Genomic DNA, 23,754 nt, shown 5'->3' with positions numbered 1-23,754 from the left:
ACTCCGGGTTTCGAGCGAAGCGAGACCGAGCATGCGCCGTTCGCGGCCCGGCTCGCGTTTGCGCGGCCGTCGCGTAGGCGACGAAGGAGCAAGCGGCGGTCGCGCAAACGCGAGCCACAAAGGGGCCGCGAACACCCAGCGCCGCAGGCGCTGGAAAACAACACCGTGTGATGATGGACGAGTGAACTTCTGGCCAGCGCCCCATGTCGAGGTCCCCGTACACGCGACCGTGACCCTGCCCGGTTCGAAATCGATCACCAACCGGGCGCTTATTCTGGCCGCCCTGGCCGACGGCCCGTCCACGATCACCGGCGCGCTGCGCAGCCGTGACACCGACCTGATGATCACCGCGCTACGCGCGCTCGGCGCGAGCATCGAGGGTGCCGGCGACACGGTGACCGTGACGCCGGCGCCGCTGGGGGGCGGCACGGTCGACTGCGGACTCGCGGGCACGGTGATGCGCTTCCTGCCGCCGGTCGCGGCGCTGGCGTCGGGCGATGTCGCGTTCGACGGTGACGAACAGGCCAGGATCCGTCCGTTGCGCACCATCCTGGACGCGCTGCGCGCGCTCGGCGCCGACGTCGACGGCGACACGCTGCCCTTCACGGTGCACGGCAAGGGCGCGTTGCGCGGCGGCACCGTGACGATCGACGCGTCCGGGTCGTCGCAGTTCGTCTCCGGCCTGCTGCTGTCGGCCGCGCGCTTCGACGAAGGCCTGGTGGTGCACCACGACGGCAAGCCACTGCCGTCGATGCCGCACATCGAGATGACGGTGGAGATGCTGCGCCGCGCCGACGTGCGGGTGCAGGCGCCCGCGGACAGCTTCAAGGCGCAGACCTGGACGGTGGAACCGGGACCGATCCGCGCGGTGGACTGGGAGGTCGAGCCGGACCTGTCCAACGCCACCCCGTTCCTGGCCGCGGCCGCGGTCACGGGCGGCACAGTCAGCATCCCGCACTGGCCGCGGCTGACCACCCAGCCGGGTGACGTGATCCGCGAGATCCTGGTGCGGATGGGCGCCGAAGCGCGGATCTTCGACGGCGTGCTCACCGTGCACGGCCCGGACCGGCTTGCGGGCATCGACATCGACCTGCACGATGTGGGCGAGCTGACGCCCACCGTCGCCGCGCTGGCGGCGCTGGCCGATTCACCGTCCGTGCTGCGCGGGATCTCGCATCTGCGCGGGCACGAAACCGACCGCCTGGCAGCGCTTTCCACCGAGATCAACCGCCTCGGCGGCAAGGTGACCGAGACCGAGGACGGGCTGGAGATCGTGCCCGCCGACCTGCACGGCGGCAAGTGGCATTCCTACGCCGATCACCGGATGGCCACGGCGGGAGCCATTCTCGGCCTCCGGGTGCCCGGCATCGAGATCGAGGACATCGGCACCACGGCCAAGACGCTGCCGAACTTCGTCGCCCTCTGGGAACACATGCTCGAGCCCGCGCTATCCGAAGAAGGAGCGGCGCACTGAGCGGGGGACGGCGCTCCGCGGCCAGCTACGACGAATCCGATGTCCGGGTGCGTCCGGGGCGGAGTTCCCGTCCCCGCACCAAGACCCGGCCGCAGCACAACGACGCCGAGCCGGCCATGGTGGTCTCGGTCGACCGGGGGCGCTGGGGGTGTGTCCTCGGTGGTGATCCGGAGCGCCGCATCGTCGCGATGCGGGCCAGGGAACTGGGTCGCACCCCGATCGTGGTCGGCGACCAGGTGGATGTGGTCGGCGATCTGTCCGGGCGACCGGACAGCCTCGCCCGCATCGTCCGGGTCGCCGACCGGCGAACGGTGTTGCGCCGCACCGCCGACGACACCGATCCGTACGAGCGACTCGTGGTCGGCAACGCGGAGCGGCTGTTCATCGTGGTCGCGCTCGCCGACCCGCCTCCGCGCACCGGCTTCGTGGAACGGGCGATGGTCGCCGCGTACGCCGGTGGGCTGCAACCGGTTCTGTGCCTGACCAAGCACGATCTGGCCGCCGATTCCGAATTCGCCGCCGCCTTCGACGATCTCGATCTCACCATCGTCTACGGCGGCATCGACGATCCGCTCGAGCCGGTCCTGGAACTGCTCACCGACCACCTCACCGCGCTGATCGGCCATTCCGGCGTCGGCAAGTCGACGCTGGTCAATCGTCTTGTGCCGGATGCGGAGCGGGCCGTGGGCGTGGTGTCGGGGGTGGGCAAGGGCAAGCACACCTCCACCCAGTCGGTCGCGCTCCCGTTGCCGGATGGCGGCTGGGTCATCGACACACCCGGGGTCCGATCGTTCGGCCTGGCCCACATCACCCCGGACGACGTGATCGCCGCCTTCACCGATCTCGCCGGAGCCATCGAGGACTGCCCGCGCGGCTGCACCCATCTGGGCCCGCCCGCCGATCCCGAATGCGCGCTGGACGAGCTTCCCGGCAAGGAACGCCGGGTGGCCGCCATCCGCCTCCTGCTCGTCGCTCTGACCTCCAACGATCCCTGGTAAGCGGGGTCAGTGCCCATCCGGCTGTTCGGGCGCGAACGGCCACTCTTCGAACCACACACAGCGGCCACTGCGGTCGAAGCGCAGGATCCACAGATCTCGCCACCGAGCCGGGGTGTCCCGCGCGTATTCCACCTCCACCCGGACCACCGCGGTCTCCCCGTCCACCGCGACGATGCTCGATCGCAGGGCGAACTGCTCGTCGGGTCCGTCCCGGCCGCCTTCCCAGAAGTCGGCGAGCGCATCGCGACCGGTCAGCGGCCGCGCCCACGGCGAGACGAGGTATCCGGCATCCTCGGCGAACAGGTCGGCGAGTTGTTCCGTGCCCGCCGACCGCCAGGCTCGCTCGTATCCGGCGATCCATGCTTCGACAGCTGCGCGTTCCACGCCAGGAAGATACGCCGGTCCGCCCGGCTGTTCCGGCGCGCTCGGCTTACCGCTCGCGTGTCGTGCCGCACCGGCCGGCATCCGTGCAGACGCGCCCGGTCGGTGCTGCCGAAACGGCCGTGCGAATTCCACGACACGACGAAGGCGCCCGAGGAGACCTCGGGCGCCTTCGTTTTCAGCGGTTCAGTGGCGGCGGCGGGACTTCGGGCCGCGACGGCCCTTCGCGTCCGCGCGAGCCGCCTCGCGGCGCTCGCGGCGGGTGGGCTGCGGGGAACCGTCCGCGCCGTATTCCTCGGCGTCGCTGTGCACCGCGGCCCGGCCGCCCTCGTCGGGGCCGGAGTAGCTGAAACCGCGCTGGGCGGTCTCATCGATACCCCTGGCGCGCAGGGCCGCGGGCGCGGCGTGCCCGTTGGCGACCCGAGCCTCCTCGGTGGGCAAGGCCTGCGGGGCGGGCGGGGCTCCGACCGGCGAACGCAGACCCGGTCCGACGGCGACGCCTTCCGGCTGCGGCTGCTGCACCTCGACCTGCAGGTTGAACAGGAAGCCGACCGACTCCTCCTTGAGACCGTCGAGCATCGCGGTGAACATGTCGAAGCCCTCGCGCTGGTACTCCACCAGCGGGTCGCGCTGCGCCATCGCGCGCAGCCCGATGCCCTCCTTGAGGTAATCCATCTCGTAGAGGTGCTCGCGCCACTTGCGGTCGAGCACCGACAGCAGCACCTGCCGTTCCAGGTTGCGCATGCTGCCCTCGCCGGCCAGGCCGTCGATCTCGGCCTCGCGGCGCTCGTACGCGTCGTGCGCGTCGTCCAGCAGCGCTTCGAGCAGTTCCTCGCGGGTCAGCTCGCCCGCCTCGCCGACCTCGGTCTCACCGGTCAGGTCCCGGTAGTCCAGGCTCACCGGGTACAGCGTCTTCAGCGCCGTCCACAGCTTGTCCAGATCCCAGTCCTCGACGTAGCCATCGGCGGTGGCGCCGTCCACATAGGCGGTGATCACGTCGGTGATCATGCTCTGGACCTGGCCCTCCATGTCCTCGCCGCGCAGGATCCGGTTGCGCTCGCCGTAGATGATGGTGCGCTGCTGGTTCATCACCTCGTCGTACTTGAGGACGTTCTTGCGGATCTCGAAGTTCTGCTGCTCGACCTGCGTCTGCGCGCTCTTGATGGCCTTGGACACCATCTTCGCCTCGATCGGCACGTCGTCGGGCAGGTTCAGCCGCGTCATGATCGCTTCCAGCGCGGCGCCGTTGAACCGGCGCATCAGCTCGTCACCCAGCGACAGGTAGAAGCGGGACTCGCCCGGGTCGCCCTGACGACCGGAGCGGCCGCGCAGCTGGTTATCGATGCGGCGCGACTCGTGCCGCTCGGTGCCGAGCACGTAGAGGCCGCCCGCGTCGCGCACCGCGTCGGCGTCCTCGGCGGTCTGGGCCTTCACCTGATCGAGGGTGGGCAACCAGGCGCGCTCGTACTCCTCCGGCGTCTCGACCGGGTCGAAGCCCTGCTTGCGCAGCAGGATGTCGGCGATGATGTCCGGGTTGCCGCCGAGCACGATGTCGGTACCACGGCCTGCCATGTTCGTCGCGACGGTCACCGCGCCTGGCCTGCCTGCCTCGGCGATGATCTCGGCTTCCTTCTCGTGGAACTTCGCGTTCAGCACGTTGTGCGGGATGCCGCGCTTGGTGAACTGCTTGGACAGGTACTCCGAGCGCTCGACACTGGTGGTGCCGATCAGCACCGGCTGGCCGTTCTCGTGCCGCTCGGTGACGTCGTCGACCACGGCGGAGAACTTGGCCTCCTCCGTCTTGTAGATCAGGTCGGACTGGTCGGCGCGGACCATCGGCTTGTTGGTCGGGATGGGGACCACGCCGAGGTTGTAGATCTGGTGCAGCTCGGCGGCCTCGGTCTCGGCCGTACCGGTCATGCCGGAGAGCTTGTCGTAGAGGCGGAAGTAGTTCTGCAGCGTGATCGTGGCCAGGGTCTGGTTCTCCGGCTGGATCTCCACACCTTCTTTGGCCTCGATCGCCTGGTGCATGCCCTCGTTGTAGCGGCGCCCGACCAGGATGCGGCCGGTGAACTCGTCGACGATGATCACCTCGCCGTCGCGGACGATGTAGTCCTTGTCGCGGGTGTAGAGCTCCTTGGCCTTGATGGCGTTGTTCAGGTAGCTCACCAGCGGCGAGTTGGCGGCCTCGTAGAGGTTGTCGATGCCGAGCTGGTCCTCGACGAACTCGACGCCCGCCTCGTGCACGCCGATCGTGCGCTTCTTGATGTCGACCTCGTAGTGCAGATCCTTCTTCAGCAGCGGCGCGATGCGCGCGAACTCGGCGTACCACTTCGAGGAGGCGTCGGCCGGGCCGGAGATGATCAGCGGAGTTCGCGCCTCGTCGATGAGGATGGAGTCGACCTCGTCGACGATGGCGAAGTTGTGCCCGCGCTGCACCAGATCGTCCAGCGAGTGCGTCATGTTGTCGCGCAGGTAGTCGAAGCCGAACTCGTTGTTCGTGCCGTAGGTGATGTCGGCGCCGTAGGCCACCCGCCGCTGCGCCGGGCTCATGCCCGACAGGATCACGCCCACCTCGAGGCCGAGGAAGCGGTGCACACGGCCCATCCACTCGGAGTCGCGCTTGGCCAGGTAGTCGTTGGTGGTGACAACGTGCACACCATCACCGCTGATCGCGTTGAGATAGGCGGGCAGCACCGAGGTGAGGGTCTTGCCCTCACCGGTCTTCATCTCGGCGATATTGCCCGTGTGCAGCGCGGCGCCGCCCATGATCTGCACCTTGTAGTGCTTCTGGTTGAGCACCCGCCAGGACGCCTCACGCGCGACCGCGAACGCCTCGGCCATCAACTGGCCGAGCGGATCGGTCTCGCCTTCCTCGGCCATCTCGGCGTAGCGCTCGCGGAACTCGTCCGTTTTGGCCCGCAACTCCGCGTCGCTGAGGTCTTCGTAATCCGGTTCGAGGGCGAGGACCTGGTCGGCGAAATGCGCGAGCCGCTTGACCATGCGACCCTCACCAATCCGTAGCAACCTCGTCAGTGTCAGCGCAGGCACGGGTCTCGTCAGTCCTCTGGTCGGTGTGTCAAATCGTGTCGTCGGCCCCCGGGCCGGTGCGGGCCCACGCGGTTGCGCGGAATCCGCTGCATGCTTCATGGTAATGCTCTATCCGATGTGCAGCGCCTGCGGCGCTGCGTGTTCGCGGCCCCTTCATGGCTCGCGTGCGAGCGAATCGCCGCGGGCGACTTCGTCGCGGACGCACCGGACGCTCGGACGCGAGCCGGGTCGCGAACGGAACATGCTCGGTCTCGCTTCGCTCGAAACCGGTGGTTGGGCCGATGTGGGCGGGTGATGTGGTTCTCGTGCGATCTCGGTGTGCGCGACACGGCGGAGCAGGCGGACGGCGCCGTTCGCGACTTCGTTCGTCACATGTGCGACAACCGGCAGGCGGTTTCTACCGTACGACCCGGTGCGGACTGGGATCGGATCGAGGCACCCAGGGCGAGTGGGCGGCGTGCCACCGAATCCAAGGGTGCGGGAATAGGGTTGTACGAGATTCATCGGAAATGCCGCAACGGCAGGGGTAACGGCCGCCGCGGCAGCACAATGAAGCGGGGGACGGCATCGGGAAAAGGAGTACCGGGCAGCGTGATCACGAGACTGACGCCGCAGGACACGGCCTTCTACCGGCTCGAGTCGAGTAGCAATCCGATCCATATCGGCTCTCTCGCGATCCTGCGGAACACCGAACCCGGCGACGGCGCGGACCGGGCGGTTCTGGACTACGACCGGCTGGTCGACCTGGTCGAGAGCAGGCTTCCGCTGGTGCCGAGGTACCGGCGCAAGGTGCGCGAGATCCCGCTGTCGCTCGGGCGGCCGGTCTGGGTCGAGGACAGCCGGTTCGACATCACCTACCACATCCGGCGCTCGGCCCTCCCCGGTCCCGGCACCGACGAGCAACTGCACGACCTGGTCGCCCGGCTCACCTCTCACCCCTTGGATCCGGCCCGGCCGCTCTGGGAGATGTACCTGATCGAACGGCTGTCCGACGGCCGCTGCGCGATCTTCACCAAGACGCATTCCGCCCTGGTGGACGGGGACACCGCGCTGGAGATCGGTCACGTGATCCTCGACGCCGGGCCCGCGCCACGCGAACTGGCCGGTGACGATTGGATCGCGCCGCGCGAACCCGGCGATGCCGAGCTGCTGGTGGGCGCGCTGGCCGATCTCGCAGCGCAGCCGCGTAAGGCGCTGGAAGTGGCCCGCGACGCGAGCGCGGGTGCGTTCGCGGTGCTCGGGACGGCGGGCAAGGCGGTCGAGTCGGTGGTCGCCGCGGTGCGCACCGCGGCGACCGGCGCGCCCGCCAGCCCGCTGAACGCCCGTACCTCGCGCAACCGGCGCTTCGACGTGGTGCGCACCGACCTGGCGGACTACCGCACCATCCGCGGGCATTTCGGTTGCTCGATCAACGACGCGATCCTCGCCGTGGTCACCGGAGCGCTGCGCAACTGGCTGCTCTCGCGCGGGGAAGCGCTCACCGAGTCGACCGCGCTGCGGGCGGTGGTGCCGATGTCGGTGTACGTCGAGGGAGCCGACGGCGACCAGGCGCAGACGGCGAGCGAGGTGTCGTCGTTCCTGATCGACCTGCCGGTCGGCGAACCGAATCCGGTGATGCGGCTGTCGCACATCGCGCACGCGACCGAACTGAACGGACGCCAGCGGCGCGGCGTCCGCGCGCGCACCCTCGTGCACTTGGCCGGTTTCGCTCCGGCCAGCCTGCATGCGATGAGCGTGCGCGCGGCGAGTACGTTCGCAGAACACACGTTCAATCTGGTGATCACCAACGCGCCGGGTCCGCAGGCGCCGATGTACATCGGCGGCGCGCGGATGCTGGAGATGTACCCGGTGTCGCCACTGCTGCGCAATCAGGCATCGAGCATCGGGATCACGTCCTACGACGGACGGGTGTTCTACGGTCTCAACGCCGACCGCGACGCGATGGCCGACATCGGCGTGCTCGCCACGGCGGTGCGCGATTCCATGGAGGAGATGCTCGGTGCCTGCGTCTGATCAGAACAAGCTGCGGGTCTACATCCCGGCTACGGTGCCGATGCTGCGCGAGCTGGTCGACAACCGGGAACTGTCCGCCGTCGGCGGGACCGCGTTCGCGGTGACGCCCGCGCTGCGCGAGGCCTACGCCTCCGGCGACGACGAGGAGCTCGGCGAAGTCGCCATGAACGAGGCCGCCCGCGCCTCGCTGCGGCTGCTCGCCGCCGAACGCGAGGCGATCGGGTCGTCGGAGGAGTCCGACGACGAGGCAGCGCCGGTCGCGGGCGGCAGTCCCGTCTACCGGCGCGCGGTGATCGCCGCCGACGTGACCGGCGCGAAACTGCGGCCCGACCTCGACGACGCGGTGGTCCGGCTGGCCGGTCCGATCGGCTACCAGCAGATCGCCTCGGTGCACGTCGATCTGGCCGACGCCGAACCGCAGGTGGCCAAGGCCGTCGACGTGGTGGACGCGGCCGATCTCGGCGACACCGACGCGGAGTTCGTCCTCGGGGACGCCGAGGACCATCAATTGGCCTGGTACGCCGCTCAGGAGCTGCCGTTCCTGCTCGAACTGCTCTGACTCGCGGCCGCGTACTCGGGCTCACCCACCGCGATAACCTACGATGCCGTAACCTTGCTGGCGAGGCATCCGATCGGCGAGACGGCGGCCTGCGCATCCGGACGACAGGGAGATCAACGGCAGCGATGGGTTCGAAAATTGGGAGCTTCTCCGTGCGAAGCGTCCGCGCGTGGCTGGAGGCGCCCGCCGCAAGCGTCGCCGAGCGTGGCGGCAAACTGAACGTGCTGCGCGGCGCCGTGGCGCGGGTGACCACGCCGTTGCTACCCGACGACTACCTGCACCTGGCCAACCCGCTGTGGTCGGCGCGCGAGCTGCGCGGGCGCATCGTGGAGGTGCGCAAGGAAACCGCCGACGCCGCGACGCTGGTGATTCAGCCCGGATGGGGCTTCGACTTCAAATATCAGCCCGGCCAATACATCGGCATCGGCCTGTTGGTCGACGGACGCTGGCATTGGCGTTCGTATTCGCTGACCTGTCCGCCGGATTGGTCCGCGCCGGGTCACGCCGGTAAGCGGTTGATCTCCATCGCCGTGAAGGCGATGCCGGAGGGCTTCCTGTCCAGCCATCTGGTCAGTGGCGTGCCGGTCGGCACCGTCGTCCGGCTCGCCGCCCCGCAGGGCGGATTCGTGTTGCCGTACCCGCCGCCGGAGAAGGTGTTGTTCCTCACCGCGGGCAGCGGCATCACCCCGGTGATGTCCATGCTGCGCGCGATGGACCGGCGTGAGCTGTTCACCGACGTGGCGCATCTGCACTCGGCCCGGACCGCCGACGACGTGATGTTCGGTGCGGAGCTGCGCGCGCTGCACGAGCGCAACCCGAGCTTCGACACCCGTCTGCATCTCACCGCCGACAAAGGCAAGTTCGCGCTCGCCGAACTCGACACAGAGTTCCCGGATTGGCGCGAACGCCAGACCTGGGCGTGTGGTCCCGCCGGGATGCTCGACGAGCTCGAGAACCACTGGCGTGCGGCGGGCCTGCCCGAACGGCTGCACGTGGAGCGCTTCGAGATCGAGCGCTCGTCGGTCGGTGCGGGCGGCACGGTCACCTTCGGTAGAACCGGTCGCACCGTCGAGGCCGACGGCGCGACCAGCCTGCTCGAGGCCGGTGAGTCCGCCGGCGTGCAGATGCCGTTCGGCTGCCGGATGGGCATCTGCCAGACCTGCGTGGTCACGTTGAGTTCCGGCCACGCGCGCGATCTGCGCAACGGTGAGGAGCGCCGCGAAGGCGACAAGGTGCAGACCTGCATCTCGGCGGCCGCGGGCGACTGCACCCTGGACGTGTAGTCCAGCGGGTACTCTCGAGGTGGATCGAGTAGGGAAAGGACCCCGGTGGCAATCACCGACATCAAGACATTTGCCCATCTCACCGCGGCCGATATCGAGACACTGGGGCAGGAACTCGATTCCATCCGGCGTTCGGTGGAGCTGTCCCGTGGCGAGCGTGACGCGAAGTACATCCGGCGCGCGATCGCGGCGCAGCGCGGTCTCGAAGTCGCGGCTCGCGCCGTGCTGTTCGGCAGCCGCAACCGCTGGGCCTGGCTGACCGGCACCGCGCTGCTGTCGGTCGCCAAGATCATCGAGAACATGGAGCTCGGGCACAACGTCAGCCACGGGCAATGGGACTGGATGAACGACCCGGAGATCCACTCCACCTCGTGGGAGTGGGACATGACCGGGCCCTCCGCGCAGTGGCGCCGCGCGCACAACTACTCCCACCACACCTATACCAATGTGCTGGGCAAGGACGAGGATCTCGGCTTCGGCATCCTGCGGATGACCCGCGACGAGCCGTGGCGGCCGATCCACCTGGTGCAGCCGCTGGCGAACCTGCTGCTGGCCGCGACCTTCGAGTGGGGCATCGCGCTGCACGACTGGAGCATCGAGAAGGAGCTGGCCGGCACCCCACCCCGGGAGCTGATGTCGGAGCCGAACGTGGTGTTCGGACGCAAGATCTGCCGTCAGGTGGCCAAGGACTTCCTGCTCTATCCCGCGCTCACCGGCCCGGCGTTCAAGCAGACGCTGAAAGCGAACGCGACGGCGAACCTGGTGCGCAACCTGTGGGCGTACGCGGTGATCTTCTGCGGCCACTTCCCCGACGGCGCGGAGAAGTTCACCATCGAGCAGCTGGAGAACGAGACCAGCGGCGAGTGGTACCTGCGCCAGATGCTCGGCAGCGCGAACTTCAAGGCCGGGCCCGCCATGGCGTTCATGAGCGGCAACCTCTGCTACCAGATCGAGCACCACCTGTTCCCCGATCTGCCGAGCAACCGGTACCCGGAGATCGCGGTGCGGGTGCGCGAGCTGTGCGACAAGTACGACCTGCCCTACACCACCGGGTCGCTGGGCAAGCAGTATCTGCTCGCCTTCCGCACGATCCACAAGCTGGCGCTTCCCGACCGGTTCCTCAAGGCGACCGCCGACAACGCGCCCGAGACCTCGTCGGAACGCAAGTTCGCCGGTATCACGCTGCCGTCACTCGGCACGGAGTCCACGCACTGGCTGCGGATCGATCCGGAGACCGGCAAGCGCCGCGGCCTGCGTTCGGCGTTGCACGAGGCGAAGGTCGTGCTGAAGGAGAAGGCGCGACAGGAGAAGGAGATGTTGCGCGAGGCCAAGGCGGCGCTGAAGGAGAAGGCCGAGCACGAGGGTCAGGTACTGCGGGAAGCCAAGGTCGCGATCCAGGAGCGAGCGCGGCACGAACAAGCGGCGCTGCGCGAAAAAGCCATGCGGGACAGGCGGTTTCGCTTTCTCCGAAGGGCGCGCTAACCTACCAGCCGACGACCAGGACCGCAATAGGGTGATTGCCACATCCACGCGGCACACCTCGCAACCTACGCTTTCGTAACTTACGGTAAAGTAACCCGTATGGCGATCTCGGATGTCAAGGAATACGCGCACCTCACCGAGGCCGACGTGGAAGCACTCGGCGCGGAATTCGACGCGATCCGGCGGGAAATCGAGGCCTCGCGCGGCGAGCGCGACGCGAAGTACATCCGCAATGTCATCAGGTTGCAGCGAGCCCTCGAGATCAGCGGCCGGGCGGTGCTGTTCGCCAGCCCGGTGCGCGCCGCCTGGCTGGCCGGCGTCGCCCTGCTCGGCACCGCCAAGATCATCGAGAACATGGAGATCGGGCACAACGTCATGCACGGCCAGTGGGACTGGATGAACGATCCGGAGATCCACTCCAGCTCGTGGGAATGGGACAACACCGGTGCCGCCAAGCACTGGAAGCACACCCACAACTACCTGCACCACAAGTACACCAACGTGCTCGGCATGGACGACGACATCGGCTACGGCCTGCTGCGGGTGACGCGCGACCAGCGCTGGAAGCCGTTCAACCTGGGCAACCCGGTCTACAACCTGGTGTTGCAGCTGTTCTTCGAGTACGGCGTCGCCATCCAGCACATGGAGCTGGGCAAGCTGGTGGCGGGCCGGTACAAGCCGGGCTCCCCCGAGCGGGCCGAGTTCGAGCGCAAGCGCAGCGAGGCGCTCACCAAGATGGGCAAACAGATCCTCAAGGATTACGTCATCTTCCCCGCCCTCACCGGCCCGGCGTTCTTCTCCACATTGACGGCCAACCTGGCCGCCAACGCGATCCGCAACGTCTGGTCCAACGCGGTCATCTTCTGCGGCCACTTCCCCGACGGGGCGGAGAAGTTCACCAAGGCCGACATCGACGGTGAGACACACGGCCAGTGGTACCTGCGCCAGATGCTCGGCAGCGCCAACATCTCCGGCGGCCCGGTCATGCACTTCATGACCGGCAACCTGAGCCACCAGATCGAGCACCACCTGTTCCCCGACCTGCCGAGCAACCGGTACGCCGACATCGCCGTGCGGGTGCGCGAGCTGGCCGACAAGTACGACCTGCCCTACACCACCGGCTCGCTGCCGGTGCAGTACTTCAAGGCGTGGCGCACCATCCTCAAGCTGTCGCTGCCGAACAAGTACCTGCGGGCCACCACCGACGACGCGCCGGAGACCGCCTCGGAACGCAAGTTCGGAGGCAGCGCCGCGGCCACCATCGATCCGGTGACCGGTCGGCGCCGTGGTCTGCGCACCGCGCTCGCCCAGGGTCGGCGGCGGCTCGCCCGGCGCGGCGCGCCTGCGGCGCGCTGATTCCAATCGCGCGGTGACGTCGGCTCGGTCTCGGAATCCGAGCCGACGGGAGTCCCGGGCCGCTCGGCCGGGCCGTGTGCGGTGAGTTCGCCGGATTTGATTGACTCAGACGGTGCATCCTGAGGTTCTGAGCGTCTACGAGGCCATCCGGCGGCGCCGCGACGTGCGCGCCGAGTTCACCGGCGAGGTCGTGGACGAGGCGACGCTGTGGCGGCTGTTGGACGCCGCGCACCGGGCGCCCAGCGTGGGGAATTCGCAGCCCTGGGATTTCGTGGTGGTCCGCGATCCGGCGACGCTGCGCAAGTTCGCCGTCCATGTGGCGCGCAAGCGCATCGAGTTCCGCGACGCGCTGCCGCCCGAGCGTGCCGCCACCTTCGAGCCGATCAAGATCGAGGGCATTCTGGAAAGCGGTACCGGAGTGGTGGTCTGCTACGACCACGAGCGCGGCGGACCGCAGGTGCTCGGGCGGGCCACGGTGCCCGAAACCGGTATCTACTCCGCGGTTCTCGCCATCCAGAATCTCTGGCTGGCGGCCACCGCCGAAGGCGTCGGGGTGGGGTGGGTGTCGTTCTACGATCCCGGCTTCCTGTCCGACCTGATCAGCCTTCCGGAGGGCGTCCGCACGGTCGCCTGGCTGTGCGTCGGGCCGGTGCACGAATTCCAGCGCGTCCCCGATCTCGAGCGCTTCGGCTGGCGCGCGGGCAGACCGCTCACCGAAGCGGTGCACCGCGAAACCTATCGCGGCTGATCTCCCCGTCCCGATCGCGCATCGTTACGCAAATGTGTGGATCGTTCATGGTTCAATCGGATGCCCACTGGGTACGACAAGGGCGAAACTGCCTCTGACGCAGTGTTCTTCACGGGAGTTTGTCGGTTCCAGGAGGTTTTTGCATATGGCCAATGTCGATGCTGTTCGGCTGTCGAGCGAGCTGGGCATCGATCTGGCACAGGCGACGTTGCGCCTGCGTCGGGAAGGCATCCCCGGCGAGACCAAGCACCAGACCTGTCTGCGGATCCTCGCGGACGAGGGACGCAAGCGGCGGGGCGCCACGGGCAAGTGAGGGCGGCGGTAGCCGAGGCGACCGCCGCCCGGCGCGGCACTCTCGGCCGGCGGGTGCGGCCACCCCGCTCGCGTCAGACGCGTTCGAGCACCGCCGACGCGCCGATGCCGCCCGCGGCGCAAATCCCCAGCAGTGCCGTGTTCTTCCCCGTGCGGGCCAGCTCGTTGGCCATGGTGGTCACCATGCGCGCTCCGGTGGCCCCGAACGGGTGGCCGAGCGAGATCGAGCCACCGTGCACGTTCAGCTTGTCGATGTCGACCTCACCGACGGCGGTGTCGCGATCCAGCCGGGTCTTGGCCCACTCGTCGCTGGCCAGCGCGGTCAGCACCGCCAAGGTCTGGGCGGCGAAGGCCTCGTGGATATCGACGAGATCGGCGTCGCCCAGCGACATCCCGGCCTTCTCCAGCGCCCGAGGCATCGAGATGGCCGGACCGATCAGCACCTGATCGGCCGGATCGACGCTCACGTAGCTCCACGACCGGAACGCAGCCAGCGGTCGATAGCCGAGGGCGTGCGCCTTCTCCTCGCTCATCAACAGCACCGCGGCGGCTCCGTCGGTGAGCGGGCTGGCGTTGCCCGCGGTCACGCTGCCGTCCGCGGCGAAAACCGGCTTCAGAGCGGCCAGCTTCGCGATGCTGGTATCGCCGCGCACCAAGCCGTCGCGCAGGATCTCCACGTCTTCGGGGGTACGGACCCGCAGCACTTCGTCGTCGAACCGGCCGGACTCGATGGCGGCCGCCGCGCGACGGTGCGAGCGGGCGGCGAACTCGTCCTGGTCCGCGCGGCTCACGCCGTGGATACGAGCCATCTTCTCCGCCGATTCGCCCATCACCTCACCGGTGGTGCGCTCGGCGATCCTAGGCCTGCTCGGCAGCAGGTCGGTGAACGGGGCCAAGCGCGCGACCGCGGAGAGATAGTCCTTCGGCTTCGGCTTGCCCAGCGCCAGCGGCGCCGCCGCGTGCACCACCTTCTGCGGCAACTTGACCTCGGCGTTCGAGGTGGAATCGCTGCCGCCCGCGATCATGATGTCGTACTCGCCCCGCTCGATCGCGGCCGCCGCCGAGGTGACCGCCTGCAAGCCGGAGGCGCAGGCCCTGGTCACCGTGTAGCCCTCGCAACCCGCGTCCAACCGCAAGTCCAGCGCGATCTCCCGGGCGATGTTCGGCGCCGCGCCGGGCAGGATGACACCGCCCCATACGATCGCCTCCACTTGCGCGCCGGGCAGCCCGGTTCGCTCCAGCAGTCCCCGTACCGCGGCGTCGGCCAGCGCGATGGAATCCATCCGCGTGTATCCGGTGAACGCGCGCAGGAACGGCGTGCGCGCACCGGACACGATCACGGCACGGCGAGCAGCTTTGGTGGCCATGCGATTTCCTTTCGAAAGCCTCGGACCACCAAACTTACTCTAAAGTAAGTTCACCGTCGACCCCCTTCGCCGACGGTGAACCCGACGTAGCGGCACTCCCCTCCGCCGCCGCTGAACCGGTCCGCCGCGCGCCGTTGAGCGGCAGACCGGAGACGCCCGTCCCGGCGAACGCCCCTGCCCGTCCCGGAACCGCCGCAGGCCCTCCCCGGGACCTTCCGACGCAAAGAACCGTAACAAACTTTCGACTGATTTTCCAAATAGTTTCTATTGATTTGCCTAAGACCTCCTAGCGGCTTACCATGAACGCACTATGCATAGCCCTTCGGAGCTGTCGCGGCAGAAGAGATTCGGGCGAATCATCAGAGAACGCCGGGACGAGCTCGGCCTCACCCAGCTACAGATCGGCGACCTCGGGGGACCTTCGGCGCCGACCATCCGGAAGATCGAGGACGGCGAGGCGACCATCAGCATGCAGACGCTGAACAAGCTCGACGCACCGCTGCGATGGTTGCCGGGCAGCGCCGCCCGCACCTACGCGGGCGGCGTTCCCGCCGCCGACGAACCCGCGAACGCTCCGCGCGGCGCAGGCGAGTCGGTGGTGGCGGGCCCGGACGCGATCCGCTTCGAAATCTCCGATCTCACCGGTCTTCTCGCGGCTTCGGGCAGGCTCACCGACGCCGTCGAGAACGGCCGCACCACCGACCCGCAGGTGGTCGCGGCGATCGCGGAACTCAACCGGGTGGTCTCCAAGCTGTCCGCGCGGTACGCGACCGCCATGCTCGAACGCAACGGCGGACCGGGCAGGCAAGTGCATCCGCTGGTGGAGATGGCCTTCGCGCACCTGCTCGCGATCCCCGCGGAGGCAAGCGACCCCGGCGAGCTACAGGAACGCCGGTACCGCCGCTGGCTGGCCGGTCGATCGGAGGATATCGATGCGGCGACCGAAGCCCGATTCCGCGCACGCTGGCTGGCGGCCAACATGGCGACGACAACGGTTCGAAACGGTGAGTGACGAGGCAGCCATGACCGATAACGGGCCCGACCGCGCGGCACTCGCGCTGAGCCGCAAGATCAATCGGCTGTTCGCCGTCGTGCATCCGCGCGACGCACCGGAACGCAGCGTCGAATCCGTCGCCGAGCAGGCAGGCGATCTCCTCGGCCGCCCGGTGCCGCCCGGCCTTCTGACGCGCCTGCGCGACGGCGAGTTCGACAACGAGAACCCGGGCGCGGTCGATCCCGAGCTCCTCGCCGCGGTGGCGCGCAGCTTCGGCGTGGCCGCCGACTATCTGCTCACCCGTGGCCCCGCCGCCGACGCGATCGACCGGGAACTCGAGTTGCTCGCCACCATGCGCGACGCCAACGTCGCCAGCATCGCGCTGCGCGGTTCCAACATCGATAGGGGCATGCTCGCCAAGATCATCCAGAGCACGGCGGGGTCGATGCCGCCGAGTCGGTAGCATGCTTCCCTACATGGGCCACTGAGCTTTTGTAGGAGACCGATCGCATGGCCATCCAGGCCCGGTTCCGGAGCTTGACCCGGGACCTCCCGATACCCCACCCATGGGATTTGCAGACCTACCTCGATGACGTCGCGGCGTACCGGGGCCGCAGCATCAGCCTGTTACCGATCGATACCGCGCTGCTCGCCGGGACCGGATGCGGCACGGGCAGCGGCCTGTGGATCGCGAAGCAGGACAGCGATGTCATCGCCTACGGGGCCGACACCACCGAGTGGCATGCCGAGCACATCATCGTGCACGAGCTCGGGCACATGCTGCTCGGACACGGCCCGGAGCAATCCGAATCCGATGAGACGCCCGCGAACGCACCGACCGTGGCCGCGGTCGCCGATCTGCTGCCCTCGATCTCACCCGAGTCGATCGCCCACGTGCTCGGCCGCACCGACTACGGCACCCGGCGCGAACGAGACGCGGAGACCTTCGCCGACATGGTGATGCTGCACGCCATGCGTCCGCCGAGCCGCGATTCGCTGCTGCACCGCACGTTCTTCCGCGACCGGCGGCGGTGACCTCGCCGGTCCCGGCGCCGATCGCGATTCCGCTGATCGTGTTCGTCGCGGTGGTCGTGCTCGGGCGTCGTCTCGTGCTGCACCACGCCATCGTCGATCGCCTCCTCAACCGGGCCATGCTGTGGGGCATCGCCACCCTGATCCTGCTCGAACGCGGCATCGCACCGGAGATCGGCAGTCTGCTGCACCAGCTTTCGATGGGCACGCTGTTGATGGAGGTGGTCGGCCTGTACGGGGCGGCCCGGCTGTGGTCCGGCGCCGAACCCGCGTCCGCGTTCGCCCGGCAGCGGGTCTACGACCTCGCCGGACTGGCCGGAGCGGCGATCATCCTGGTCGTGGGGACCGCGGCACGCCAGGAGGGACGGCTGGTGGGGCAATCACCGGACTGGCAGGCGCTGGTGGTGTGGGCGATCCTGTGGTTTCCGCTGCTGGCCGCCGGCCGGCTGTGCTGGCGCGCGGCGGTGCGCGAACTGCGCTCGGACGAATCGACCGCCGCGGAGCGGATCGTCTACGTCACCCTGCTGGCCACCCTCGTCGTCGGGTCCGCGGGGCTGGTCGTCTCCGCAGTACAGCTCGCAGGGCCCGGCGCGACGGCCGACCCGGCTCTGGTGCGCTGGGCCGCACCGACTTTCGCCGTCTCGGGGCTCGGCGCGGCGCTCCTGGCGGTGCCGCTGGTCGCCTGGCTGCGGGCCCACACGGGCTGGGACCGCGCCGGACGATACTGCCGACGCCTGCGTCCGCTGTGGCGCGATCTGACCGCGGCGGTACCGGAGGTCGTGCTCGAGCCGGAGCTGCCCGTGGCCGAATCCGACGCGCGGCTGATCCGCATGACGGTCGAGATCCGCGACGCCCTGATGCACCTGCGGCACTATCTGCCCGAGGACGCCGCCGGCGCCGACTACGCGGCACAGATCCAGCGCGCCATCGCCGCGAAATCGAGCGGCGCGGCGGTGCGGACGCGGCGGTCGGACCATCCCGCCGGGCCGCCGGTGGGCGACATCCACTCGGATCTGCGGCTGTTACTCGCGATGGCACGCGACTGGCCGCAGGGTGGCCAGAGGCGTCTCGACATGATTCTCCGGGCATCCAGCCGGTGAGCCGAATGCCCGGAGAAGTGGGGCGGATGGTTCGTGCCGTCAGGCCAGACGGATCAGGCCGTAGTCGAAGGCATGGCGGCGGTAGACCACCGAGGGCCGGTCGCTCTCCTTGTCGTGGAACAAGAAGAAGTCGTGACCGACGAGTTCCATCTGGTACAGGGCGTCGTCGACGGACATCGGCGTCGCCGAGTGCACCTTCGTGCGCACGATGTGGCCGGGACCGGCCTCGTAATCCTGCTCGCGCCCTTGTTCGAGGTGGGTGTGCGCGGCATCGGACTCGGTGAGCCGCTCGAAGAGGGAGTCATCCACCAGATCGGCGGTGGCCTGGGCAACCGACAGCGGGGTCTTGTCGCCGTAGTGCACCCGGCGCCGATCCTTGGTGCGGCGCAGCCGGCTCTCCAGCTTCGCGGTCACCGACTCGAAGGCGGCGTAGAAGCTGTCCGCGCAGGCCTCGGCCCGCACGACGGGACCCTTTCCGCGCGCGGTGATTTCGACGCGCTGACAGTTCTTGCGCTGACGCCGGTTGCGCTCGTGGAACAGCTCCACGTCGAAGAGGAAGATCGATGGATCGAAGCGTTCTAATCGGGAGAGTTTTTCCGCGACGTAAATACGAAAGTGGTCGGGCACCTCGACATTGCGGCCCTTCACCACGATGTCGCCGCGTGGCGCACGTGGTCGTTCCGCTGCGGGTTGCTCGGGTGCTGCTTCCTGGGTGCCGGAGTCCAGCACCGAAGGAGCGGGATCTTTCACTGAAGGTCGTGAAGAAGTCGTCACGCGTACCTCCCGGATCTGGCCGCACCGACCGATTCCAGTGCGGCGGGATTGAGCCGTGCCGATCGACAATTACTCGGCACAAGTTGTCCGAGGCGCCACCTCCAAACTTGCGGTTCGGGTGTGTGTCCGCGACGCTAGTCCGCCGACGCGCTGATCGCCAGTGTTCACGCAAATTTCCCGGAGTCAAGCAACACACGTAACCAGAACGCCATGTGTCGGCAATCCGATGTGCCGCAGTGCACGCACCGATTCGCGGGCCGTGGCACCGGTGGTCAGCACGTCGTCGACCAGCACTATCTCGGCGTTCGCCGGTATTCCCCGATCGGCGAAACGGCCGGGGGCGGTGCGCACCCGCCCCTCCAGGTTGCGAGCCCGCTCGGCGGGTGTCAAGCCGACCGAATCACGCACCTCTGGCCCCACTCGCAACAGGGGTACCATGCGGGTGTCCGGTAGCCATTGCGCAGCTACCGCGGCCGACCGCAGCACCGGATCGCCGCCGCGGCGTCGCGCCGCCACGCTCCTGCTCGGCGCGGGAACCAGCACCAAAGGACGGCGCGGCGAACGCAACTCGGCGAGCGCGCCCGCGAGCGCCGCCCCGAGCGGCTTCGCCAGATCCCGCCTGCCTCGTTCCTTGACGGCGAGCACCGCCCGGCGCGCCGGCCCGGCGTACGGCCCGAGCGCCCAGCACGGAACGCCCGGATCGGTGCGCGGCCACACCCGCACCGGCGGGCCGGTCAGGGTGACGGCACAGGCGGCGCACCAATCGGCTCCGGAACGTCCGCAGCCCGCGCAGGCGGAGGGCAGCACCAGATCGAGCAGGGTTCGCATCGACCGAGTGTGCGCCCGTCCCCCGACAAGTTCGCTCGCTCAGGTCGACGGCGATGCCCCGGCGCGAACGTATGCGTCTGCGGCAGGGACGTTTACGCGGTGCACCACGGCCGCGTACCCGGGACCGGATGCAGCTCAGCCGGGCAGGACGGGTATGGCGTTCGCGCCCAGACCCGGAACCTCGCGCCAGTACGGCTGCCCTTGGTCCGGAGCGGAGGTCAGCTCCAGCACCGCGCGTGAGTCGGCGACGTACTGGTGGTCCGGGCTCGAGCTGACCGAGCGAACCGGCGCCGTCAGATTCTGTGAGGTCAGCGGGGTCGGCTCCGAGCCGTCGACCGACACCGTGCTGACCGGGTCCACATTGCCCTCACGGGCGATGATGATGGTGTCCGCGTCGAGCCAGTCCACCGAGACCGCGGCCGTGCTGAGTCCGACGCCCACGGGAAGCGCCGAGGTCAGCGCCACCTTTCCGTCCGGTTTGGGCACGACGACCGCGACGTACACCCTGCCGTCGGCGATCATCGCCGCCCGCACTCCGGACCGGGAGATCCGTAGTTCGGTGATCGGCAGCCGAGGCGAGGTGGCCGAGGACGCCGCCGTCAGCCCGGAGATGTCGACGTTCTGCACCGATACATTGCCGCTGCCCCGGTCATTGACCGCGCGGATCACCCGGTCGCCGTCGACCACCGCCCATGCCGCGCTGCCGTCCGCGGTCCAGGAGGGCCGGGTGATGGTGAAGCCCTCGGCCACCGGAAAGGCGTTGCCGCCGTAGGTGCCGACCATCAGCGTGCGCGACGGCACGCCCGGGGGTCTTCCGGCTTCCGCGACGGCGGCGACGAGCTGACCGTCCGGGGACAACGTCGCAGACTGGAGGTTGTTCACCCCGCCGAAGTAGCCGGGAGCGGGGATGATGCCACCGTTCTCGGCGATCTGCACCAACCCCCCGCCGCGCAGCGCGTGCAGCCCGGTCTGGTTGCGCGTGGAGGTGGCCGGATTGAACTGCTGCACGTCGGCCACGCTCCACCCGTTCGCGGCGAACCGCTCGTCCAGCGGCTTGCCGTCGGCGAGCAGCATGTACGGCCCGAGGATGTCGGCGCTGGACAAGGTGAGCACCACCTGCGCGGCCAGTAGTTCGCGCTCGCGCGGATTCAACGCCGACGCGCCCGCCAGGTCGATCTTGACGCCGCCGAGCCCGATGCCGACGCCGTCGGGATCACCGTTGGCCTTGGTGATTGCCCCGCGCAGCGCGATCGGCGGCGTCAGCTCGCTGCGCAGCACCGACGCCAGCGCCGGCTGCGGCCCCTCGAGCAACGAGTTGAGCAATCGCTGGGCCAGCTGGGCTTTCGGCACCGCCAGCCAGCGCAGATCCGGGACCGCCATATTGCCGCTCGGATCGATGAAGTACAGCACGTAGCGGCGATAGGACTTGAAAAACGCGGTGGAGTCCATGACGACGCCGTCGGGCAATTCGTCGATGCGCCACTCACCGTTGATCTTGGTCAGCTCGATCTTGTTCTCGACGAAGGGGATGTCGTCGTTGGGGCGGTACCCGCCGTCGGCGGACAGCTCCCCGACCTTGCGCGCGCGGATCAGATAGTTGGCTTTGTCTCCGGAGCGCGACTCTCGCAATGTGTCGGGCTTCTCGACGATGACGGTGCCCGCCGCGTCGTCCCATTGGGTGGAAGCCGCGGGGGTCATGTACTGCCGGGCGGCCAGATGCCGGTTGGCGGGATCGGCGGTGGCCTGGAGGAAGTCGCGCAGCAGCAGATCGGGATCGCGGTTGGCCACCGGTGGCGGCGGACCCTCGGAGGTGGGCTCCCGGTTGATGGTGCCCAGCGCCTCCGGCGCGGAGGACTCGGGCAGGCTGGCGCAGGCGGTGAGCGGAGCCACGACCGCGAGGATCGTCGCCACCAGCGCTGTCAGCCGCCGCCCCCGCGCAGATCTGACACGCATTCTCATGACTGTACGTCCCCCGGTTCGCGCGCCCCGCCGCCCCCGGCTTGCGCCGACTCCGATGCCGATGAGCCGTTCGTTCCGGACGCGTGCGCCTCGTCGGTCGAGGCGGTGTCGGTGGGCTGCGTGCTGCCGGCCGGAGCGTGCGGTTCCTTCGCACGAGCCTCCGAGCCGCCTTCCGCGCCCCTGCTGTCTCCTTCATCGCCGCTCGGGCCCTCGTCGGCCGACTCGCTCGCGTGCTCCGAACGCCCGTTGTCGGGCGCTGTCCCGGAATCACTCTGCTGCGCACCGGCCGGATCGGAACTGCCCGGCTCCGCGCTATGCGGCACGGCGCTCGCCCCCTGCGCAGCGCCCGAAGCGGTCGAGTCGTCGGTGGCACCGTCCGGTTCGGCGGCCACCGGCGGCGCCTTCTCCGGTTCGACGGGCGGTTCCGGCTCGACCAGGCGCATCGACTTGCGCGCCGGTTCCAGCGGAAGCGGGCTCGGGCCGAGTTTCTTGCCGCGCACCAGCGGCAGCGTCAGACGGAAGCTGGCGCCCATGCCTGCCTCACCCCAGGCCTCGAGCTTGCCCTCGTGCAGGTTCGCGTCCTCCACGCTGATCGACAGGCCGAGACCGGTGCCGCCGGAGCGGCGCATGCGGGACGGATCCGAGCGCCAGAACCGGTTGAAGACCAGCTTCTCCTCGCCCGGCCGCAGGCCGACGCCTTGATCGCGCACGACGACGGCGACGGCGTTGGCCTCGACGTCGCCGCGCATCCGGATCAGCACCGGCTTGCCCTCGCTGTGATCGATCGCGTTGGCGAGCAGGTTGCGCAGCACGCGCTCCACCCGGCGCGGATCGACCTCGGCGACGAGCGGGTCCTCCGGCATGTCGCTGATCACCTCGACCCCGGCGTCCTTGGCCAGGTGCCGCACGGTGGAGATCGCGGCCCGCGCGCACATCCGCACGTCCAGCGACTCGACCTGCAGTTCGGCGACGCCCGCGTCGTGCCTGCTGATCTCCAGCAGGTCGTTGAGCAGGCCCTCGAACCGGTCCAGCTCGTTGACCAGCAACTCGGCGCTGCGGGCCAGGGCGGGATCGAGGTCGTCGCTGCTGCCGTGGATCAGGTCGGCGGCCATGCGCACCGTGGTCAGCGGGGTGCGCAACTCGTGGCTGACGTCGGAGGTGAACCGGCGCTGCAGATTGCCGAACTCCTCCAGCTGGGTGATCTGATTGGACAGGCTTTCGGCCATCTCGTTGAACGCCTGGGCCAGCCGCGCCATATCGTCCTCGCCGCGTACCAGCATGCGTTCCTTGAGCCTGCCGTCGGCGAACCGGCCCGCGATCCGGGCGGCGGAACGAATCGGCAGGACCACCTGCCTGGTGACCAGCGCGGTGATCGCGGCCAGCAACACCAGCAGCACGATGCCGCCGACCAGCATGGTGCCGCGCATCAGCGACAGGCTGCGTTCCTCGTTGGCCAGCGGGAAGATCAGGTAGATCTCCAGGGTCGGGATCTCCGCGCTCGGGCTGCCGATGATCAGCGCGCGCCCGCGGTAGCCATCCGCGTCGTCGACCGTGGCGAACTGGTAGCTGACCTGGTTGCGCTGCACGAACCGGCGCAGTTCGTCGGGCACCTCTTGGATCGGGCCGCGCGGAATCTGCTGCGGCGGCATCCCGCCGATGACGCTCAGCGCCGAATCGAAGCTGCCCGCCGCGCCGGTGGACTGGCCGGTGCCGCCGCGGTTGGACAGCGCGTTGCGAGCCTCTTCCAACCGCTGCGGTTGGGCGCCGATGTCGTGCACGCCCGCCAGCTGGCTCTCCACCGTGTTGCGCGCACGGTCCATCTCCTCGACCGCGGCGTTGATCTTGGCGTCCAACAACCGGTCGGTGATCTGACTGGTCAGCACCACGCCAAGGATCGTGATGACGATCAGCGAGAGCGTCAGCGTGGACACGATGACGCGCAACTGCAGCGAACGACGCCACAGGTGGCCTAGGGCAATGCCGACCGCTTGGAACCAGGCCACCACCGGAGCCAGCGATCGTTCCAGACGCGTGATCACGCCA

20 protein-coding genes are annotated in these 23,754 nt (G+C 68.9%); 13 read left to right on the top strand and 7 right to left on the bottom strand.

The features are described from left to right. Positions 1 to 181 precede the first annotated feature (181 nt). Together aroA and rsgA are read left to right on the top strand one after the other, a co-directional pair. A complete protein-coding gene (gene aroA / locus ABZ803_RS31175) occupies positions 182 to 1,474 on the top strand; it encodes a 3-phosphoshikimate 1-carboxyvinyltransferase (protein WP_357044805.1) in 1,293 nt (430 codons plus the stop codon). After that, positions 1,471 to 2,472, top strand: a complete 1,002-nt coding sequence (rsgA, locus tag ABZ803_RS31170) for a ribosome small subunit-dependent GTPase A (RefSeq protein WP_084467132.1) — start codon at positions 1,471 to 1,473, stop codon at positions 2,470 to 2,472. The genes aroA and rsgA overlap by 4 nt, the downstream gene beginning before the upstream one ends. 6 nt (positions 2,473 to 2,478) lie before the next feature. Here the strand turns inward: rsgA and ABZ803_RS31165 are convergent, their stop codons facing one another. Continuing rightward, positions 2,479 to 2,856: a nuclear transport factor 2 family protein gene (locus ABZ803_RS31165; RefSeq protein ID WP_357044803.1), complete on the bottom strand. Its 378-nt coding sequence runs from the start codon at positions 2,854 to 2,856 to the stop codon at positions 2,479 to 2,481. Between the two features lie 183 nt (positions 2,857 to 3,039). Further along, positions 3,040 to 5,904, bottom strand: a complete 2,865-nt coding sequence (secA, locus tag ABZ803_RS31160) for a preprotein translocase subunit SecA (RefSeq protein WP_357044801.1) — start codon at positions 5,902 to 5,904, stop codon at positions 3,040 to 3,042. 591 nt (positions 5,905 to 6,495) lie between these two features. Between secA and ABZ803_RS31155 the strand changes: the two genes are divergently transcribed. The 7 genes from ABZ803_RS31155 (at position 6,496) to ABZ803_RS31125 (ending at position 13,658) form a co-directional block, all read left to right on the top strand. Beyond that, positions 6,496 to 7,917: a wax ester/triacylglycerol synthase family O-acyltransferase gene (locus ABZ803_RS31155; RefSeq protein ID WP_357044799.1), complete on the top strand. Its 1,422-nt coding sequence runs from the start codon at positions 6,496 to 6,498 to the stop codon at positions 7,915 to 7,917. Between the two features lie 10 nt (positions 7,918 to 7,927). Continuing rightward, positions 7,928 to 8,476, top strand: a complete 549-nt coding sequence (locus ABZ803_RS31150; RefSeq protein ID WP_062973899.1) for a hypothetical protein — start codon at positions 7,928 to 7,930, stop codon at positions 8,474 to 8,476. A 125-nt stretch (positions 8,477 to 8,601) separates the two neighbouring features. Next, positions 8,602 to 9,759 carry a ferredoxin reductase gene (locus ABZ803_RS31145; RefSeq protein WP_357044797.1) on the top strand — a complete coding sequence of 386 codons (1,158 nt, stop codon included), beginning with the start codon at positions 8,602 to 8,604 and terminating at the stop codon, positions 9,757 to 9,759. Between the two features lie 45 nt (positions 9,760 to 9,804). Next, complete coding sequence (locus ABZ803_RS31140; protein ID WP_357044795.1) at positions 9,805 to 11,241, top strand: fatty acid desaturase; 1,437 nt, start codon at positions 9,805 to 9,807, stop codon at positions 11,239 to 11,241. A 99-nt stretch (positions 11,242 to 11,340) separates the two neighbouring features. Then, the gene (locus ABZ803_RS31135) at positions 11,341 to 12,597 is read left to right on the top strand and encodes a fatty acid desaturase (RefSeq protein WP_357044793.1); all 1,257 of its coding nucleotides are present in this window, start codon (positions 11,341 to 11,343) and stop codon (positions 12,595 to 12,597) included. Positions 12,598 to 12,724: 127 nt separating this feature from the next. After that, positions 12,725 to 13,345 carry a 5,6-dimethylbenzimidazole synthase gene (gene bluB / locus ABZ803_RS31130; protein WP_357044819.1) on the top strand — a complete coding sequence of 207 codons (621 nt, stop codon included), beginning with the start codon at positions 12,725 to 12,727 and terminating at the stop codon, positions 13,343 to 13,345. A gap of 145 nt (positions 13,346 to 13,490) precedes the next feature. Then, on the top strand, positions 13,491 to 13,658 hold the full coding sequence (locus ABZ803_RS31125; RefSeq protein ID WP_157172863.1) for a hypothetical protein: 168 nt from the start codon (positions 13,491 to 13,493) through the stop codon (positions 13,656 to 13,658). 73 nt (positions 13,659 to 13,731) lie between these two features. On the opposite strand, the gene ABZ803_RS31120 is transcribed toward ABZ803_RS31125, so the two are convergent. Then, a complete protein-coding gene (locus ABZ803_RS31120; protein WP_357044791.1) occupies positions 13,732 to 15,024 on the bottom strand; it encodes an acetyl-CoA C-acyltransferase in 1,293 nt (430 codons plus the stop codon). Positions 15,025 to 15,334: 310 nt separating this feature from the next. Here ABZ803_RS31120 and ABZ803_RS31115 point away from each other — a divergent pair, with 310 nt between their 5' ends. Genes ABZ803_RS31115 through ABZ803_RS31100 form a run of 4 tightly spaced genes read left to right on the top strand, consistent with a single transcriptional unit; the run spans position 15,335 to position 18,150 of the window. After that, the gene (locus ABZ803_RS31115) at positions 15,335 to 16,036 is read left to right on the top strand and encodes a helix-turn-helix transcriptional regulator (protein WP_357044789.1); all 702 of its coding nucleotides are present in this window, start codon (positions 15,335 to 15,337) and stop codon (positions 16,034 to 16,036) included. Between the two features lie 10 nt (positions 16,037 to 16,046). Next, positions 16,047 to 16,481 carry a hypothetical protein gene (locus ABZ803_RS31110; RefSeq protein ID WP_357044787.1) on the top strand — a complete coding sequence of 145 codons (435 nt, stop codon included), beginning with the start codon at positions 16,047 to 16,049 and terminating at the stop codon, positions 16,479 to 16,481. 47 nt (positions 16,482 to 16,528) lie between these two features. Next, positions 16,529 to 17,053, top strand: coding sequence for a hypothetical protein (locus tag ABZ803_RS31105; protein WP_357044785.1), 525 nt, complete (start codon positions 16,529 to 16,531; stop codon positions 17,051 to 17,053). Further along, complete coding sequence (locus ABZ803_RS31100) at positions 17,050 to 18,150, top strand: MAB_1171c family putative transporter (RefSeq protein ID WP_357044783.1); 1,101 nt, start codon at positions 17,050 to 17,052, stop codon at positions 18,148 to 18,150. The genes ABZ803_RS31105 and ABZ803_RS31100 overlap by 4 nt, the downstream gene beginning before the upstream one ends. Positions 18,151 to 18,189: 39 nt before the next feature. Here the strand turns inward: ABZ803_RS31100 and raiA are convergent, their stop codons facing one another. The 4 genes from raiA to mtrB all read right to left on the bottom strand — a co-directional run bounded on the left by raiA (position 18,190) and on the right by mtrB (position 23,750). Further along, positions 18,190 to 18,804, bottom strand: a complete 615-nt coding sequence (raiA, locus tag ABZ803_RS31095; protein WP_245664033.1) for a ribosome-associated translation inhibitor RaiA — start codon at positions 18,802 to 18,804, stop codon at positions 18,190 to 18,192. Positions 18,805 to 19,107: 303 nt separating this feature from the next. Continuing rightward, entirely contained in the window at positions 19,108 to 19,752 is a 645-nt protein-coding gene (locus tag ABZ803_RS31090; RefSeq protein ID WP_357044781.1) for a ComF family protein, read from the bottom strand. 135 nt (positions 19,753 to 19,887) lie between these two features. Continuing rightward, positions 19,888 to 21,711 (bottom strand): MtrAB system accessory lipoprotein LpqB, encoded by a 1,824-nt coding sequence (gene lpqB, locus ABZ803_RS31085; RefSeq protein ID WP_357044779.1) that lies wholly within the window; start codon positions 21,709 to 21,711, stop codon positions 19,888 to 19,890. Further along, positions 21,708 to 23,750, bottom strand: coding sequence for an MtrAB system histidine kinase MtrB (gene mtrB, locus ABZ803_RS31080; protein WP_357044777.1), 2,043 nt, complete (start codon positions 23,748 to 23,750; stop codon positions 21,708 to 21,710). The genes lpqB and mtrB overlap by 4 nt, the downstream gene beginning before the upstream one ends. Positions 23,751 to 23,754 lie beyond the last annotated feature (4 nt).

It is taken from the genome of Nocardia sp. NPDC047648 (assembly GCF_040642815.1).
GTDB classification, from domain to species: domain Bacteria; phylum Actinomycetota; class Actinomycetes; order Mycobacteriales; family Mycobacteriaceae; genus Nocardia; species Nocardia gamkensis.
This window is presented reverse-complemented; position numbering and strand designations above follow the sequence as displayed.

What these genes read in the sequence shown, in the direction of transcription:
- ABZ803_RS31115 (WP_357044789.1), top strand. Translation starts at nt 15,335, where the DNA reads ATGCATAGCCCTTCGGAGCTGTCGCGGCAGAAGAGATTCGGGCGAATC.
- ABZ803_RS31125 (WP_157172863.1), top strand. Translation starts at nt 13,491, where the DNA reads ATGGCCAATGTCGATGCTGTTCGGCTGTCGAGCGAGCTGGGCATCGAT.
- ABZ803_RS31105 (WP_357044785.1), top strand. Translation starts at nt 16,529, where the DNA reads ATGGCCATCCAGGCCCGGTTCCGGAGCTTGACCCGGGACCTCCCGATA.
- lpqB (WP_357044779.1), bottom strand. Translation starts at nt 21,711, where the DNA reads ATGAGAATGCGTGTCAGATCTGCGCGGGGGCGGCGGCTGACAGCGCTG.
- ABZ803_RS31110 (WP_357044787.1), top strand. Translation starts at nt 16,047, where the DNA reads ATGACCGATAACGGGCCCGACCGCGCGGCACTCGCGCTGAGCCGCAAG.
- ABZ803_RS31120 (WP_357044791.1), bottom strand. Translation starts at nt 15,024, where the DNA reads ATGGCCACCAAAGCTGCTCGCCGTGCCGTGATCGTGTCCGGTGCGCGC.
- ABZ803_RS31135 (WP_357044793.1), top strand. Translation starts at nt 11,341, where the DNA reads ATGGCGATCTCGGATGTCAAGGAATACGCGCACCTCACCGAGGCCGAC.
- ABZ803_RS31090 (WP_357044781.1), bottom strand. Translation starts at nt 19,752, where the DNA reads ATGCGAACCCTGCTCGATCTGGTGCTGCCCTCCGCCTGCGCGGGCTGC.
- ABZ803_RS31145 (WP_357044797.1), top strand. Translation starts at nt 8,602, where the DNA reads ATGGGTTCGAAAATTGGGAGCTTCTCCGTGCGAAGCGTCCGCGCGTGG.